The sequence below is a fragment of the Alkalispirillum mobile genome, from assembly GCF_003664325.1.
Classification (GTDB): Bacteria; Pseudomonadota; Gammaproteobacteria; order Nitrococcales; family Halorhodospiraceae; genus Alkalilimnicola; species Alkalilimnicola mobilis.
In genome coordinates this window covers 35884-51367 of sequence record NZ_RCDA01000001.1, presented here as the reverse complement: position 1 = coordinate 51367, position 15484 = coordinate 35884, and the positions used below count along the sequence as shown (strand labels likewise).

Sequence of the window (15484 nt, the reverse complement as noted above, 5' to 3'; positions counted from 1 at the left end):
CTGTGCTCCAATTTACGAGTTGGCGCGCCATTGTACCGGACCTTGCAAACCCGGCGGCACCCGTTCCCTACCCTGTTTCATAGACGACTGACAGCGACTCTGCCCTCAACCATGCATGCACTCCGGCGCAGTACCCGGCTCATCCTGCTGGCCACCGCCTTGCTCCTGTTGCCCGGGACCGCGGCCGCCGATCGCAACACGCTTATTCTCGAGTACGAGAACGACCTGTTCGGCGGTGAGGACCGCTGGTACACCAATGGCGTACGCGCCACCTGGGTCCGTACCGGTGACCCCGGCATCCTGCACAGTTTAGTGGAGTGGCTCGGTGATCACACCAACCTGGTGGACCCGGACAAGCCGGTGAGTTACGCCTACTCCCTGGGCCAGAACATGTATACCCCCAAGGACATTACCGACCCCGATCCACCGGAGGATGACCGCCCCTACGCCGGCTGGCTGAATTTCAGCACCGGGCTGGGCCAGCTGCGCAGCGACAGCCTCACCCGGGTGATTGTCATTGCCGGCATGGTGGGGCCGGCATCTCTGGCCGATCGCACCCAGAAGGAGGTGCACCGTTTCATCGACACCGACATGCCGGAAGGGTGGGATACCCAACTGCGTAACGAGTTCACCCTGATGGTGAGCGCAGAGCGCAACCAGAGGCTCTGGGAACTGCGCACTGACGGCGGCTGGGGCGTTGACGTGAACGCGCACCTGGGTGTGGCCCTGGGCACCCCCTTCACCCTGGCCGGCACCGGCATGACCGTGCGCGTGGGTCACCATATGCCCAATGACTTCACCCCACCGCGGATCCAGCCGGCCTTCCCCGGCTCCATGCGCTTCGTCCCTGGCGAGCGCTGGGGCTGGTACGTGTTCGCGGGGCTGGATGGCCAGGGCCGGGCCTACGATGTCTTCCTGGACGGCAACACCTACCGGAGCAGCCGCAGCGTGGACCGGGAGCCCTGGGTGGGCGAGGCCATGTTCGGCGCCGCGGTGGCCAACCAGCGCCTGCGGCTGGCCTATACCCACGCCTACCGGACCCGGGAGTTCAAGGGTCAACCGGAGGATGCCGACTATGGCTCACTCAGCCTGAGCATCCGCTGGTAGCACTCACGGCTGCAGGTCCACCCAGACCGGGTCATGATCGGAGCTGCGCCACGGCCCGGGGCTGAAGCGATCCGCTATGCCCCGGGCGTCATACTCCAGCAGTCTTGGCTCGTCAGCGTTGATCGCCCAGGTCCCGGCGGCGTCCACCCGCTCCGCGAGCGGTGGCGGCGCCAGGGCATGATCCAGGTACCCGGATTCACCCCGGAAAACGTACGTGTAGCGCTGCTCTGGCGGCTGGTGCGCTGCCAGGAGATCCCGTTTACCCCCCTCCAGGAAGGCACGGACCGGGGCCTCGCCGCCGTATGCATTCACATCGCCCACGATCAATACCGGCAGGTCGTCTCCACGCTGCTTGCGCCAATCGGCGAGCCCCTGGACCAACGCCTCCGACTGGGCGGTGCGCCGCAGGTTCCAGCACCCCTGTCCCCGGTCCACGTCGCCGCTCTCCGGGCAGCCCACCTTGGCCTTGTGATGGACCACCGCTACGCCAAAGGGGCGGCCACCCTCCCTGGCCCGGAAGGCCGCCTTGAGCGGCGGGCGGTGGTGCTGCGGGTCCAGGTCCCGGCGCGGGGCGCCCAACTTCTCCACCCGGTCCGCACGGTAGATCAGAGAGACCTTGATGGCATCGCTGCCAGTGTCCGGCGTGGCAGCGGCTGCCCGGTACCGCTCTTCACCCAGTCGGTCGTTGAGGCGGGTGACCAGATCCGCCAGGGCGGCCCGGTCGTTCTCCATCTCCACCAGCCCGACGATATCGGCATCCAGACCGATCAGCGCAGGCAGCAGCCGCTCCCGTTGGCGCTCCAGCTCGCCGCTGTTGGCCGCCCCACGCTCACCCAGGTTGAGGAAGTAGTTCTCCACATTGAAACCCGCTACCCGGACGAGTTCCGCCCCGCTGCGCTCCGGGGCGTCCGGTCTGGGATTATCGTCAAAGAACCGGGGACTTTGCGTGGGGTGCAGCCGCAGGGCGCCGAAGGTCGTGGCCAACACCCCTTCCAGCCCCTCCACCCGAGTCCCCACCCGGCGAGTCCCGGTCTCCCCGTCCAGCCAGGGGGTAGGCGAGGGCCAGGTTGCGTGGCTGCCATCGTCAAGGATCACCTTTAGCCGGCCGGCAGGCTGCTCGTCGGCAGCGATGAAGTTGGTGGGGCGGAAGGCACGACCGTCGGCAGAGAGGTGGAGGCTGCCGTAGCGCTGCAGTTCATGGGTGCCGCTCACGGTCATCGACTGATTCACCCGGACCCAGAGCCCTGCCCAACGGGCCTCCTCCTCGGGCTCCAACGGGAAGCTGACGGGCAATGGCTCCAGCCCCTCATCCGCCCCGCAGTCGGCGATGGCCTGCACGCGCTGAACTTGCGGCTGCCCCTGCCAGCGCCCGGTCCGGGCGGTGATGGCCAGTTCGCGGCCCGGTCGTACTGCACTCGCCTGCTCCGGGGTCAGGCCCGGCGCATAGACGAACAAGCCGCTGGGCAGCCCATCGCCCGGCCCATCCCCCTGGATAAAAAAGCCATCCAGTTGGTCCTCGCCGGTGAATACCCCCGTGACCGTGCCACGAATCCGGACCTGCTCCCCCTCCGCTACTGCCCCGTCATCTCCATGACCGGCGATCGCGTAAAGGCCAGTGAACTCCCCGCTGCAGTCGCCCAGCGCGGGCGGCGCGTGCCGCAGCAGGACCAGCGCCACGGCGACCACCAGCGCGCCGATGAGCGCCAGCCGCGAAGGCGTAACAAGGCGTTTGCCGACCCTGGCCATACCTGTCTCCTCCCTGTAAAACGTCCGATACCCTGTTTGACCGCCGATTCAGCGGTTGGTCGCCGGCTCCTCCGCGCCCAGCGCCTTCAACTCCTCGGCCACGGCGTTGACCGGCGTGGTAAAGCGGGCCAGCAGGTCGTAAAGCACCGGGATGACCACCAGGGTGAGCACTGAGGCGAAGCTCATCCCGCCGATGATCACGGTGCCAATGGCCATGCGGCTCTCCGCGCCGGCACCAAAGGCCATGACCAGGGGCAGCGCACCGAAGATGGTCGAGATAGCAGTCATCAAGACCGGCCGGAAGCGCAGCGTTGCCCCCTCCAGTATCGCCTCCCGAACCGACAGCCCTTTGTCGCGCATCTGATTGGCGAACTCGACGATCAGGATACCGTTCTTCGCCATCAGCCCGATCAGCAGGATCATGCCGATCTGGCTGTAGATATTGAGTGTCAGCCCGCTGACGAACAATGCCGCGAGTGCGCCGGTCACCGCCAGTGGCACGGCCACCAGGATGATCAGCGGGTGGATAAAGCTCTCGAACTGCGCCGACAGCACCAGGAAGACGATGAGCAGCGCCAGCGCGAAGGTCAGCATCAGGGCCCCGGAGGTCTCCATGAACTCATCGGAAAGGCCCAGGTAACTGATCCGGGACTCGGGCGGCAACTCCTCCGCGGCCACCTGGTTCAGGTATTCCAGGGCGCTGCCCAGGTCGTAGCCATCGGCCAGCGAGGCGGTGATGGTCACTGCCGGCAGCCGGTCCACCCGGTTCAGGGTGGGCGGCGCCCCCTCCTCTCGCAGGGTGATCAGACTGGAGAGGGGGATCAGATCGCTGTTGACCCCGGAACGGATGAAGATGTTGCTGAGATCATCAGGGCTTGCGCGGGCCTCGTCGCGGGCCTGCAGCATGACGTCGTACTCGCGGCCCCGGTCGAGATAGGTGGTCACGTCGCGGGAGGCCATCATGGTCTGCAGGGTACTGCCGATGACATCGATCGGGATGTCCAGATCGGCCGCGCGCTCACGATTCACACTCACCTGAATCTGCGGTCGGGTCTCTTCGTAGTCCATGTCCGGGTTGAGCAGGCGCGGGTTCTCCTCCCGGGCCCGTTCCAGCACCCGCTCCCCCCACTCGGCCACGTCACCATACTCGTTGCCGCCGATCACGAACTGGACCGGCTGATCAAAACCACTCTGCCCCAACCCGGGCGGATTGACGGCAAAGGCCTGGACCCCGGGCACACTCATGATCTGCGGCATCATCTCGGCGACGATGTCCTGCTGCCGCCGATCCCGCTCCGCCCAGGGTGACAGACCGACAATCACGAAACCTCGGTTACCGACCCCGCGGAAACCGCCAATGGAGAGGATGCGGAAGGCCTCGCCGGTCTCATCCCGCAGGGGGGCCAACAGGTCCTCAATCTCCTTCAGGCTCTCGTCCAGAGCGCGGGAGGTAGCGCCCTCCGGCGCCATGGCCGGCACCATGAACACCCCTCGGTCCTCGGTGGGGGTCAGTTCCTGCGGCAGCGCCTGGAACAGGGTGATAGCGGTGCCGGCGAACAGCCCTGCCACCCCCAGCACCACTACCGGCATGTTCAAGGAGCGCTGCAACACCCAACGATAGCCATTGGTCAGCCCGTCAAATGCCCGGTCAGTGGCCTGCTTGAGCCGCCCGGGCTGGTCACTGCTGCTCTTCAGCCACTTGGAGCAGAGCATTGGCGCCAGCGTCAGGGCCACCAGAGACGAAAACGCCACCGCCGCCGCCAGCACGAAGCCGAACTCGGTAAACAGCCTGCCGACGTTGCCCTCCATGAATGAGATGGGCACGAACACCGCAATCAAGGTGACGGTGGTGGCGATAATGGCAAACGCCACCTGGCGGGCGCCGCGATAAGCAGCGAGCAGGGGTGGCTCACCATCGTCGATTCGCCGCTGGATGTTCTCCAGCATGACGATGGCATCATCCACCACCAGCCCGATGGCGAGAATGAGGGCGAGCAGCGTCAGCACGTTGATTGAAAAGCCCAGCGGCGCCATCACGGTAAAGGCGCCGATGACCGCTACCGGTATGGTGACCGACGGGATCAGCGTGGCGCGCAGGCTACGCAGGAAGATGAAAATGGTCAGGATCACCAGACCCACTGCGATCAGCAGCGTCCTCACTACCTCGCGGATGGAGTCGCGGACGAACACCGACTGGTCGTAGCCGATGACCATCTCCATGCCATCAGGCAGGCTCGCCTGAATGCGTTCCATCTCCTCCTGCACGCGGTCGGAGACGGCGATGGTGTTGGCCTGAGACTGCCGCAGGATGCCCAGCCCGATGGCAGTCTGGTCATTCATACGCAGGTTGGTGTCATCGTCCTCCACCCCGCGCTCCACCTCGGCCACCTCTCCGAGTCGCACCAGGTAATCGTCGGTGCGCTGGATCACCAGCCTCTCGAACTCCTCCGGCTCGGCCAGACGGGTGTCGGTACGGACGGTGAGATCCCGCATGGTGGACTCCACCCGGCCCGCGGGCAGTTCCACATTGTTGGCGCGCAAGGCCTCCTCGACATCGGCCACGGTGATGTCCCGGGCGGCCATGGCACGTCGGTCCAGCCAGACGCGCATGGCGTAGCGGCGCTCACCGCCGATGAAGATGTCGGAGACACCGTCCAGCACGGAGAGTCGGTCCACCAGGAAGCGGTCGGCGTAGTCGCTTACCTCCTCCGGACTCCAGGTGTCGGAGCTGAGGGTGATCCACATCATCGGTCGGGCGTCGGCGTCTGCCTTCGCCACCACCGGTTGATCGGCGCCATCGGGCAGATCATCCAGCACCCGGTTGATGGCATCACGGACATCGTTAGCGGCGTTGTCCACGTCCCGGGTGGTGCGGAACTCGATGGTGGTCTCGCCGCGTCCGTCGCGGCTTTCGGAGGTGATGTTGCGGATCCCGTCCACGCCACTGACCGCAGACTCGATCACCTCGGTGATTTCGTTATCGATGACCTGGGGTGCGGCCCCGGTATACGTGGTGGTCACCGAGACGACCGGCGGGTCGATGTCCGGATACTCGCGGACGGGCAGTTGGCTCAAGGAGGCGATGCCAAGAACGACGATGATCATGCTGATCACCGTGGCCAGCACCGGACGTTTGACGGAGATGTCGGAGAGAACCACGGCTGGTCAGCCTCCCGCGGCGGGGCTGGCTGCCGCGACCGCGTCGTCGTCATCTCCATCCGGCGGGTTCAGCACCCGCACCTCGGCGCCGTCACGTAGCCGCTGCAGACCGGAACGCACGACGTATTCATCCCCTTCCAGGCCCTCGGTGACCTGCACGGTGCCCCCGCGGCGCAGGCCCGTGGACACGGCCTGTTGCCGAACCCGGTCCGTCTCGTCCTCCTCGTCCGCCGGCAGCCACACATACACGTACTTGCGATCGCCCTCCAGCAACAGGGCCTCTTCGGGTACCACCAGGGCATCGGGGTCGCGGTCCAGTACCAGATCCACGTTCATGAACATGCCAGGGCGCAGACGGCCATCTTCATTGTCCAGTTCAGCCTGGATGCGCAGGGTGCGGGTCACCGGATTCACCCGGCTATCCAGCCGCTTCACCTCCCCGTCGAAGGTCTCGTCAAAGCCATCGCTGCGCACCTGCACCGACATGCCTGCCCGCAGCCCCGGCAGAAAACGCTCCGGTACGGAGAAGTCGAGCCGCAGCTGCTGAAGGTCGTCCAGGGTAGTGATAACAGTATCGGTATTGACGTATGCACCACGGCTCACCTCGCGGAGCCCGGTGATACCGTCGAAGGGCGCGCGAATCTGGCGATCCCGCAGTTCCGCGCGGGCCACCTGCACCTGCGCATCAGCCACCTTCATGGCCGCCTCGCGCTGGTCCAGTTCCGACTGGGAGATGTTGTTGGTCTGGCGCAGGCGCTCCGCCCGGGTGAACTGGGCCCGGGCATCATCGTAAGTGGCCAGGGCTTCCGCCAGTCGCGCCCGGTAACTGCTGTCATCCAGACTGACCAGCACCTCATTTTCGCTGACGCGGTCGCCCTCCTGGAAATGGATGGTAGTGACCCGGCCGGACACCTCGGGCGTCACGTTCACCGACTCAAGGGCGCGGGTGGAGCCCACCGACTCCACGGTTCGGAGGATCTCCTGACGTTCCACGGCGGCGATCTGCACGGCAGCCGCCATGGACGGGCGTTGATCGCCATCGCCTTCACCACCCAGCAGGATGAGCGCGTACCAGGCGGCGCCGCCCAGTAGCAGCAGGATGGCGAGCACAACGACCTGTAAACCAATACGCATAGCTGGGGGGTGCCTCGCGAGACAGGGAAAACCCGGCACCGGGCCGCGTGATGCGGCCGCGGTCGTAACCGGCTCCCCAGCAACGATCCCCCGCGGGACGGGGGATCGGGAGGGAGCGGCTGTTAGTCGGACTCTACGGACGCCAGCATGGCGTCGTACTCATCCTGAAAGAAGAACTTATCCTCGCCAAAGGCCGGTTGCAACTGATCCAGCCAGGTGGCCTCGGGATCGAACTTGGCAAAGAAGGGCCGCTGCACCCAGTCCGGGTTGCGCCCCTGAATGAAGCGGAGCACGAACACTTTCTCGCCGTGCACTTCGGCCACACCCTGGACCTCCACCTTGCCGGGGCCGGCGCTCATGGAGGGCCCGCGGGCGGTGCGGCTCAGGCCGGACACCTGCTTCATGGCCTCGCGGTAGATCTCCCAGGCGCGCGCCAAAGGCACCTCGAAGTAGTGGCGGGCGCCGGTGTCGCGCTCGACAAACATGTAATAGGGGATAATGCCCAACCGGACCTGCTTGCGCCACAGCTCGGCCCAGGCCGCGCTGTCGTCGTTGATGTGCGCCAGCAGCGGGCCCTGGGCACGAATCTCCACGCCGGTATCACGGATACGCCGGATCGCCTCCTCGGCGATCGGGGTGGAGATCTCCTGCGGATGGTTGTAGTGCGCCATCAGCGCCACGTGGCGGCCCGCGTTCACCAACCGCTCGAACAGCCGCAGCAGATCGTCCGCGTCCTTGTCAGTGACGAAACGGTAGGGCCAGAAGGTCAGGGCCTTGGTCCCGAGGCGTACCGTCTGAACGTGCGCCAGGTCGTCGGACAGCAGTGGGTCCAGGTAGCTTTCCAGCTTCTTGGTCTTCATGACCATCGGGTCGCCACCGGTGAGCAGCAGGTCGCTGACCTCGTGGTGCGAGCGCAGGTAAGCGTGCAGCTGCTCCGCCTCGTTGGAGGCGAACTGCAGGTCCTTGTCACCGACGAACTGCGCCCAGCGGAAGCAGAAGGTGCAGTAGGAGTGGCACACCTGGCCCTGGCTGGGGAAGAACAGCACCGTCTCGTTGTACTTGTGCTGCATGCCCTCCAGCTTGTCGCCCTCGTGCTCCGGAACGTTGAGCTTCATCTGGCCCGCCGGATGGGGGTTCAGCTCGTTGCGGATCTCCCAGGCCACGCGGTTGACCTCTTCGCGCGGGGCCTCGCGGCGCAGCACGTCGGCCATGCGGTCGAACAGCTCCGGGGCCAGCATACCGCGCTGGGGGATGGTGAGCTGGTAAATCGGGTCGTCGGGTGCTTTTTCCCAATCAATAAGCTCATTGATCACGTACTCATTGACACGGAAGGGCAGCACGTTGGCCACCACTCTCATGGCAAAGCGCTCTTCCTCGGGCATCCGATCCAGCCCGGGAATCTTGTCCATGTTGCGGGCCGTAAACACCTGGAAACGACGCGCTTCAAATGTTCCATCCCGACCAACGGGACGCAGCGGAAGCATTTGGCTCATAATCTTCCTCCCACATATCGCGGGTGTCAGCGAAGGCCCGGCCCTGCCCGCTCATGGCGGACACGCAGTTGACCTCCCAGAAACCCGGAACGGCACCCGGAACAGGTGTCGAACATTGGCGCCCGAAGCGGCTCCGCCCCGTAACGCCCGCGAAGAGATAGGCCTGGACTGCGGCATTAACCAGCGGCCGCATCCAGGTCCGTTGCGGCCTCGCTTGAAGTCGGCCACGCAGACGAACCGCTGAGGGTATGCATATGCCTCCGCCACGGCAAGTGCTCGCAGCACCAGTATGTGACACAACTCACATTAATCTAGAGTTTTTCCACCCGCCTCCCGTGCCAGGGGGAGTAGTACCGAAGGTCCCCCGGGGCGTGGGCGATCACCCCGGAGATCAGGATCACCAGTATGAACAGCGGCAGATCAGCCCCCTCGAGCCAGCCGATCAGCGCCAAGAGCAGCAGCTTGAACAGAATGGCCAGACCCCGCACCTGGATCAGCCACACGCCGTTATTCCAGACGTGGATCAGCGCCATCAGCACGCCGGAAACCATGGCCAGCCAAAAGTAAGGCAGCCACGCGCTTTCCGGCGCCTGATAAAGGTACGCCCCACCCAGGCCGGCCGTCCCGAGCAGATGTAGCGACCGCAACCCTATGTTGATCCACCGCTGCGCCGGCAATCGCCGGCTCTCCGCCGGAAAAACGACGCGGAACAGGCTCATGCTTCGCCCAGATGCTGACGCACGCTATCGACCTTGTCTTTCATGGACTGCTCCCGATCGGTCCGCGTTCCCACCTTCAGCGTGGTAAAGATGCGGGGGGCGCCCATATCGTGAACCACTTCATGGCACCGGCGCACGGCGGCGAACACCTCATCCCAGTCGCCTTCCACGTTGGTGCCGTAAGGGTGAAGCTCGTGGGCCAGGCCCGCCTCCTTGAGCACGCGCTCACACGCCGCGATGTACTCCCCCAGAGAAACACCCGCTCCCAGGGGCACCACACACAGGTCTACGCTTACTTTCATGCTTGCCTCCCGGCCGGCCGCCAAGCCGGCACCATCAAAAGCCTCGGCACCCGCTGCCGTGCGCTTTTACCACCCCGGCGGCAGGTTACAGAGGTGAGTCGTTAGTCTAGGCTGGGAAAGACATCAAGCACAAAGGCCGGTCCGCGCAGGGAACACCTTGCTTCCCCCCGGACTCAAACTAATAAGGCACACCGCGCAGGCCCGTGGCTGCGGCTTTGGGTGGGATCGCGTGCGGGCCGGGCCAGAAAAGGAGGTAGCACCGTGACCAAGGCACAGATCAAGCAGATGCTTGCCGACCAGGCGTTCTTCGAGGGTTTGGACGACGCCGTGTTGGACCTGCTGGCAGGGCACGCCGGCGAGAAGTCTCTGGACAAGGACGAGGTCTTGTTTGAGCGCGGAGACCCGGCCAGCCACTTCTACCTGCTGCAGGATGGCCGGATCACTATCGAGGTCCCTGCTATCGAGGGGCCCTCGCTGGAGGTCCAGAACCTGGAAGCGGGGGAGATTCTTGGCTGGTCCTGGCTGATCCCGCCGTTCCGTTGGAGCTTCCAGGCTCGCGCCGAAGCTCCCACCCGCCTGGTGGAGTTCGACGGGGAGACCATCCGCGAGCAGTGTGAGAAGCACCCGGAGTTGGGCTACATCGTGCTGAAACGCTTCGCCAGCCTGATGTCGGAGCGGCTGGACGCGGCCCGGCGCAGGATGATGGACGAGTGGAACCCGCCAGGCTTCGCCTGAACTGCCGTTAGCGGCGCCACCCTTCAGGCGCAAAAACGCCCGCGGTCTCACGAGCGCGGGCGTTTTCCGTTGAGGCCAAGCCGGTGGGCACGCCCACTGCGCCTTAACCCCGCCCCTCCTGCAGGGCCTGCTGCAATTGTTGCAGGGCGTTACGCAGCCCCTCCTCCAACACGGGGTGGTAATAGGGCTTGTCGATCATCTCCGCTACGGTCATGCCCTGCTCCTGGCACCAGGCCAACAAGTGGCCCATATGTTCCGCTCGCGGGCCGAAGATCTCGGCGCCCAGGAAACGGCCATCGGCGTAACTGCCGTAAACCCGCATCAGGCCGTGGTCCTCGCCCATCACGCGGGCACGGGCCTGGGCACTGAAATCCAGCTCACCCACCGCGTAGCTGCCCTCCTCTAACTCGCCACGGGCATAGCCCACCATGGCAATCTGCGGGTCCGTGAAGACAATGCTCAGCGGGCAATGGCGGTGCCCGGGCGCCACGTCCGGGAAACGGGCGGCATTTCGGCCGGCGATGACGCCCTCGTCTGCCGCCTCGTGGAGCAACGGCAGATAATTGTTGGCATCGCCGGCGATAAACACGCTGGTGTCGCTGCACTGCATGGTGTAGCGGTCGTACACCGGCATGCCCTTGTCATCCATGGGCAGATCAGCGTTCTCAATCGCCAGTTGGTCAACATTAGGCCGGCGCCCGGTGGCGGCGAGCAGGTACTCGAAGCGCTCTTCCCGCACCTCACCGTCTGCATCCTGGAAGCGCACTACCACTGCATCGCCGTCGCGGGCCACCGACTCCACCCGAGCGTCGGCATCCAGCGGAAACTCGGACTGGAAGTGCTGCTCCGCCATCGCCTTGACGTCCGGATCGGTCAGCGGGCCAACAAAACCACCCAGGCCGAACATGCGAATGCGCACACCCAGGCGAGCCAGCGCCTGCCCCAGCTCCAGGCCGATGATGCCCGGGCCGAAAACCACCACCGACTCCGGCAGCACCTGCCAGTCAAAGACATCGTCGTTGACCACCAGCCGATCACCCAGACCCTCGAACAGGGGCAGCACATTGGGGCGGGAACCGGTGGCAATGACCACGCTGCGGGCGCGGACCCGCAGGTCGTCCCCCACCCGCAGGGTGTTGCGGTCCTCGAACCGGGCGTGCCCATGCAACCGGTCCTCCTCCGGGATCTTGCGGGTCATCGCCGTGGCCTTGCCGACAAAGCGATCCCGCTCGGTGCGGACCCGTTCCATTACCGCGCGGCCGTCCACCTGGACATCACTGACCCGGATGCCGAACTTGTCCGCGCCCCGGGCGTGGTGGGCCGATTCAGCCGCGGCGATGAGCAGCTTGCTGGGCATACACCCAACCCGGGCGCAGGTGGTGCCGTACTCCCCGCCCTCGATCAGAACCACCTGGTCCGCGTGCTGCCGGGCGTTGCGGTAGGCGCGAAGCCCCGCGGACCCCGCACCAATGACCGCCACATCGACTTCAATCTCGCGCATGCCTTCCTCCTAAACAGGAAACGTCAGGGGAACAGGCCCGCCGGCCTGTCGATGCGCTTACTTTAACATTATTGAATATGTTTAATCGACCCGCTCTCGAAGCGCCTCGCGCAGCAGGGCACGCAGGTCGTCATCCTCCCAGGGCTTGGTCAGGTACTTGTAAATCGCCCCCTGGTTAATCGCATCCGTCAGGCTCTCCAGCTCAGCATAGCCGCTGAGCACGATACGCAGGGTGTCGGGGTAGAGCCGCCGGACGCGGGAGAGCAGTTCCGTGCCACTCATCCCGGGCATGCGCTGATCGGTGATCAGCACCTCCACCTGCTCCAAGGCCAGCACCTCCAGGGCCTGCTCACCGCTGCCCGCAATGAGGATGCGATAGCCCTCCGGCGTCAGCACCCGCCGCAGCGCCTTAAGCACGTTGGGCTCATCGTCCACCAGCAGCACGGTTGGCCGCCGCTCGTCGGTCTGACCGGACCCGGTGGCCATTACCTGGTTCTCCAGGCGCATTTCCAGCAGCCCGTCCGCCGGCACCGCCGGGCTAAAGTGGTAGCCTTGCAGCAGGTCGCAGCCCCGGGCCCGGAGATAACGCACCTGCGCTTCGGTCTCCACCCCCTCTGCGACCACCCGCATCCCCAGGTTGTGCCCCAGGGCGATGATACTGTTCACGATAGCCGCGTTACCCACCTCCCGGGTCAACTCGCCCATGAACAACTTGTCGATCTTCAGCTCGTCCACCGGTATCGAGCGCAGGTAGGAGAGGTTGGAGTAGCCCGTACCGAAGTCATCCAACGAGATGCTGATCCCGTTGCGCCGCAGTTCATGCAGCACCTTGCCAGCCAGGACCTCATCGTCTACCAGCAGGCTCTCGGTGATCTCGAGGAAGACGCGCTCGGGAGGTAACTGGTATTCCTGAAACCAGTGCAACAGCGTGCGGGTGATGTCCGGCCTCTGGAAGAGCCGCGGCGAGAGATTGATTGCAAAGGCAATTGGCGACAGACAGGCCCGCTGGAACCGTTGGTGCAGTTGGCCACACGCCCTGATCACCCGCTCTGTCACGACGTCGATCAGTCCTACGCTCTCCGCCACCGGGATGAACCGGTCAGGGGTGATCCATCCCCATTCCGGATCCTGCCAACGGACGAGGGCCTCGACACCAACCACCTCCCCTGTCTGAAAGTCCACCTTCGGTTGGAACCAGGTCTGGATCCGGTCTTCCGCGAGTCCAACACGAAGCCGTTCCTCCAGCCGCAGTCGTTCTGCTGCGCGCCGGTTCAATTCCTCGGTGAAGTAGCGGTAATGGTTGTCGCCGCCGCGTTTGGCATCAGCCATGGCCACTTCCGCCGCCTCACTCAGCGCATCAGCCGTGGTACCGTCGCGGGGATACACCGCCACCCCCATGCTGGCCGTTATGGACCGCTCACCAACCTCTCCCAGAGAGACCGGTCGTCTTACCACCTGCAGGATGCAATCGCAGGCCGGCGCCACGTCTGCCTCCTGCTCGAGGTTGGTAAGCAGGATCGCGAACTGGTCAGACGAGGTCCGAGCCACCGTATCCGAAGTGCGCAGGTTCTGACGCAGACGCTCCCCGATACTCACCAATACCTGGTCACCGGCCCACCGGCCCAAGCCTTCGTTGACCAGATGAAACTGGTCCAGGTCCAGGTGGACCAGCGCCACCGATTGCTCGGTGCGGTTGGCACTGGCAATGGCCTGCTCAGTCCGGTCCAGCAGCAGTTGCCGGTTCGGCAGTTGGGTGAGGGTGTCGTGGGTGAAATGGTGGGCAAGTAGCTCCTCGTTGCTCTTCAACTGCGTGATATCGGAAAGGTATCCCACGTAGTGCGTGATCGCGCCCCGATCATCCCGAAGCGGCGCGATCTGCAACTCATTCCAGAAGGGTGTACCGTCCTTGCACTGATTGGCCAGGATCGCCCACCCCTCGTCCCCTTCGTTCAGCGCTTGGCGGATCTTGTCCAGTTCCCGCGCGTCGACATCCACCCCGTTTCCCTGAAGAAAGCGACAGTTTCTACCCACAACCTCCGCCGCGGCGTAACCGGTGAGCATCTCAAAGGCGCGGTTGACGTAGACCACGGGCTGATCAGATTGCCGATAATCCACCAACACCACCGCGGTCGTGCTGATATCCAATGCGGCCTGCTTCAGGCGGCCCAGGGCTGCCGATGCTGACGCGCGCCCCGGACATTCCGGATTCTCCGATGTCATGTGATTAGTGGCTCCGATGGGCAGTGGGACGAGGGGCGAGTTCATCCTCCTCGGCCTCCGGGTCTAATACAAAGACGGTGATCAGTTCCTTCTGATCGCGTTCAAAGGCGCGCAAACGCTCGATCAGGTGCGCACTGATCTCGTGACCCCTTGAGAGCAAAAGGAAATCGTCCCCGGTCACCAGGTTACGGGAAAGGGTCATACCCGGGCGGAGCTGGCTCAAGGTTAATTCCAGTTCGGGTACCGGTGTGTCCCGTGCGGTCTCGTCCAGCCAGTCGATAAAGGCATCCACGAACGCCGGGTCATACCGCTTGCCGGCCTGGGCCCGCAGGAAAGTGCGCGCTTCGTCCCTGCCAAGCCGACGGGGCAGCATGAGCCCCAGCCGGAGCCGGTCGTAATCGTTGGCAATGCACAACACTCGGGCACCAGCGGGGATATTCTCGCCCCGCAGTCGATCCGGAGCACCAGTGCCGTCGAAATGCTCCTGGTGATGGCGCACCAGGCGCGCCGGCACCTCCAGCCGGTCCACGCCCATGAGCAGACCTTGTCCGATCACGGGGTGCTCCCCCACCCACTGGCGCTGGCGCACGCTCAACCGGCTCCAGGGTGTAACGGACAGTTCATTCGGGATGGCGATCCGCCCGATATCGTGGAGCAGGCCAGCAAGGTAGATATCCTCTGCCGCCTGGGGCTCGAACCCCAGGCGAATTGCCAGCTCCAGCGCGGTCTCGGCCACCCGCTGATTGTGGCCCTGCATCTGCGACTCGTGCAGTTCCGACAGGCGCGAGAAGACCATGACCATGGTCTTGAAGCCCACATCCAGTTCACGATGGGCCCGCTTGAGGCTCAGTAAGGCACGGCGCAATTCCCCTGTTCGCTGCTCCACCCGCTCTTCCAACTCCGCGTTCAACGTCTTGAGCTGGCGGTTCTGAGCCCGGGTCACGGACAGGAGCCGCGTCCGGTCCCGCTCCAGCTGGCGCAGCCTCACGGCCTGATCCACCGCCTGGGAGAGGTCGTGGTCCTCCCACGGCTTGGTGATGTACCGGAAAACGCCCACCTCGTTAATCGTGCTAATGGCCGAGTCAAGGTCCGCATGGCCAGTGAGCAGGATGCGCTGGGTGAAGGGGGACTGCTCCCGGATGGCCCGCAGCACTTCTATTCCATCCATCCCGGGCATCCGCAGGTCGCACACCACTGCGTCTACCGGGCTGGCCATCACATGATCCAGCGCTTCCCGTCCCGAGCTTGCCTCTAACAGTTCGAAACCGGCGCCCCGCAGCAATCGCCGAAGGGCACTCAGGATATGGGGCTCATCATCCACGCAGAGGACCCGCGGGGTGGTCTTGTCCATGGTCGCTTCACCCATGC

General features: G+C 64.8%; 11 protein-coding genes. 2 read left to right on the top strand and 9 right to left on the bottom strand.

Going from position 1 to position 15484, the window contains the following annotated elements; all coding sequences use genetic code 11:
- The first annotated feature begins 111 nt into the window (after positions 1–111).
- The gene (locus tag DFR31_RS00225; protein ID WP_121440666.1) at positions 112–1107 is read left to right on the top strand and encodes a lipid A deacylase LpxR family protein; all 996 of its coding nucleotides are present in this window, start codon (positions 112–114) and stop codon (positions 1105–1107) included.
- Between the two features lie 3 nt (positions 1108–1110).
- On the opposite strand, the gene DFR31_RS00220 is transcribed toward DFR31_RS00225, so the two are convergent.
- The 6 genes from DFR31_RS00220 to DFR31_RS00195 form a co-directional block, all read right to left on the bottom strand.
- On the bottom strand, positions 1111–2853 hold the full coding sequence (locus DFR31_RS00220) for an ExeM/NucH family extracellular endonuclease (protein ID WP_121440665.1): 1743 nt from the start codon (positions 2851–2853) through the stop codon (positions 1111–1113).
- 48 nt (positions 2854–2901) lie between these two features.
- Positions 2902–6012: an efflux RND transporter permease subunit gene (locus DFR31_RS00215; RefSeq protein WP_121440664.1), complete on the bottom strand. Its 3111-nt coding sequence runs from the start codon at positions 6010–6012 to the stop codon at positions 2902–2904.
- 6 nt (positions 6013–6018) lie between these two features.
- The gene (locus DFR31_RS00210) at positions 6019–7146 is read right to left on the bottom strand and encodes an efflux RND transporter periplasmic adaptor subunit (protein WP_121440663.1); all 1128 of its coding nucleotides are present in this window, start codon (positions 7144–7146) and stop codon (positions 6019–6021) included.
- Positions 7147–7268: 122 nt separating this feature from the next.
- A complete protein-coding gene (locus DFR31_RS00205; RefSeq protein ID WP_121440662.1) occupies positions 7269–8639 on the bottom strand; it encodes a KamA family radical SAM protein in 1371 nt (456 codons plus the stop codon).
- Between the two features lie 311 nt (positions 8640–8950).
- The gene (locus tag DFR31_RS00200; RefSeq protein ID WP_121440661.1) at positions 8951–9358 is read right to left on the bottom strand and encodes a hypothetical protein; all 408 of its coding nucleotides are present in this window, start codon (positions 9356–9358) and stop codon (positions 8951–8953) included.
- Positions 9355–9660: an MTH1187 family thiamine-binding protein gene (locus DFR31_RS00195; RefSeq protein WP_121440660.1), complete on the bottom strand. Its 306-nt coding sequence runs from the start codon at positions 9658–9660 to the stop codon at positions 9355–9357. The genes DFR31_RS00200 and DFR31_RS00195 overlap by 4 nt, the downstream gene beginning before the upstream one ends.
- Positions 9661–9921: 261 nt before the next feature.
- Here DFR31_RS00195 and DFR31_RS00190 point away from each other — a divergent pair, with 261 nt between their 5' ends.
- Positions 9922–10395, top strand: coding sequence for a Crp/Fnr family transcriptional regulator (locus DFR31_RS00190; RefSeq protein ID WP_121440659.1), 474 nt, complete (start codon positions 9922–9924; stop codon positions 10393–10395).
- Positions 10396–10498: 103 nt separating this feature from the next.
- Here DFR31_RS00190 and DFR31_RS00185 read toward each other — a convergent pair whose 3' ends face one another.
- The 3 genes from DFR31_RS00185 to nosR form a co-directional block, all read right to left on the bottom strand.
- Positions 10499–11896: a dihydrolipoyl dehydrogenase gene (locus DFR31_RS00185; protein WP_121440658.1), complete on the bottom strand. Its 1398-nt coding sequence runs from the start codon at positions 11894–11896 to the stop codon at positions 10499–10501.
- An 81-nt stretch (positions 11897–11977) separates the two neighbouring features.
- Positions 11978–14116 (bottom strand): EAL domain-containing protein, encoded by a 2139-nt coding sequence (locus DFR31_RS00180; protein WP_170153546.1) that lies wholly within the window; start codon positions 14114–14116, stop codon positions 11978–11980.
- A gap of 4 nt (positions 14117–14120) precedes the next feature.
- Positions 14121–15482, bottom strand: coding sequence for a response regulator c-di-GMP phosphodiesterase, NosR family (gene nosR, locus DFR31_RS00175; protein ID WP_121440656.1), 1362 nt, complete (start codon positions 15480–15482; stop codon positions 14121–14123).
- Positions 15483–15484 lie beyond the last annotated feature (2 nt).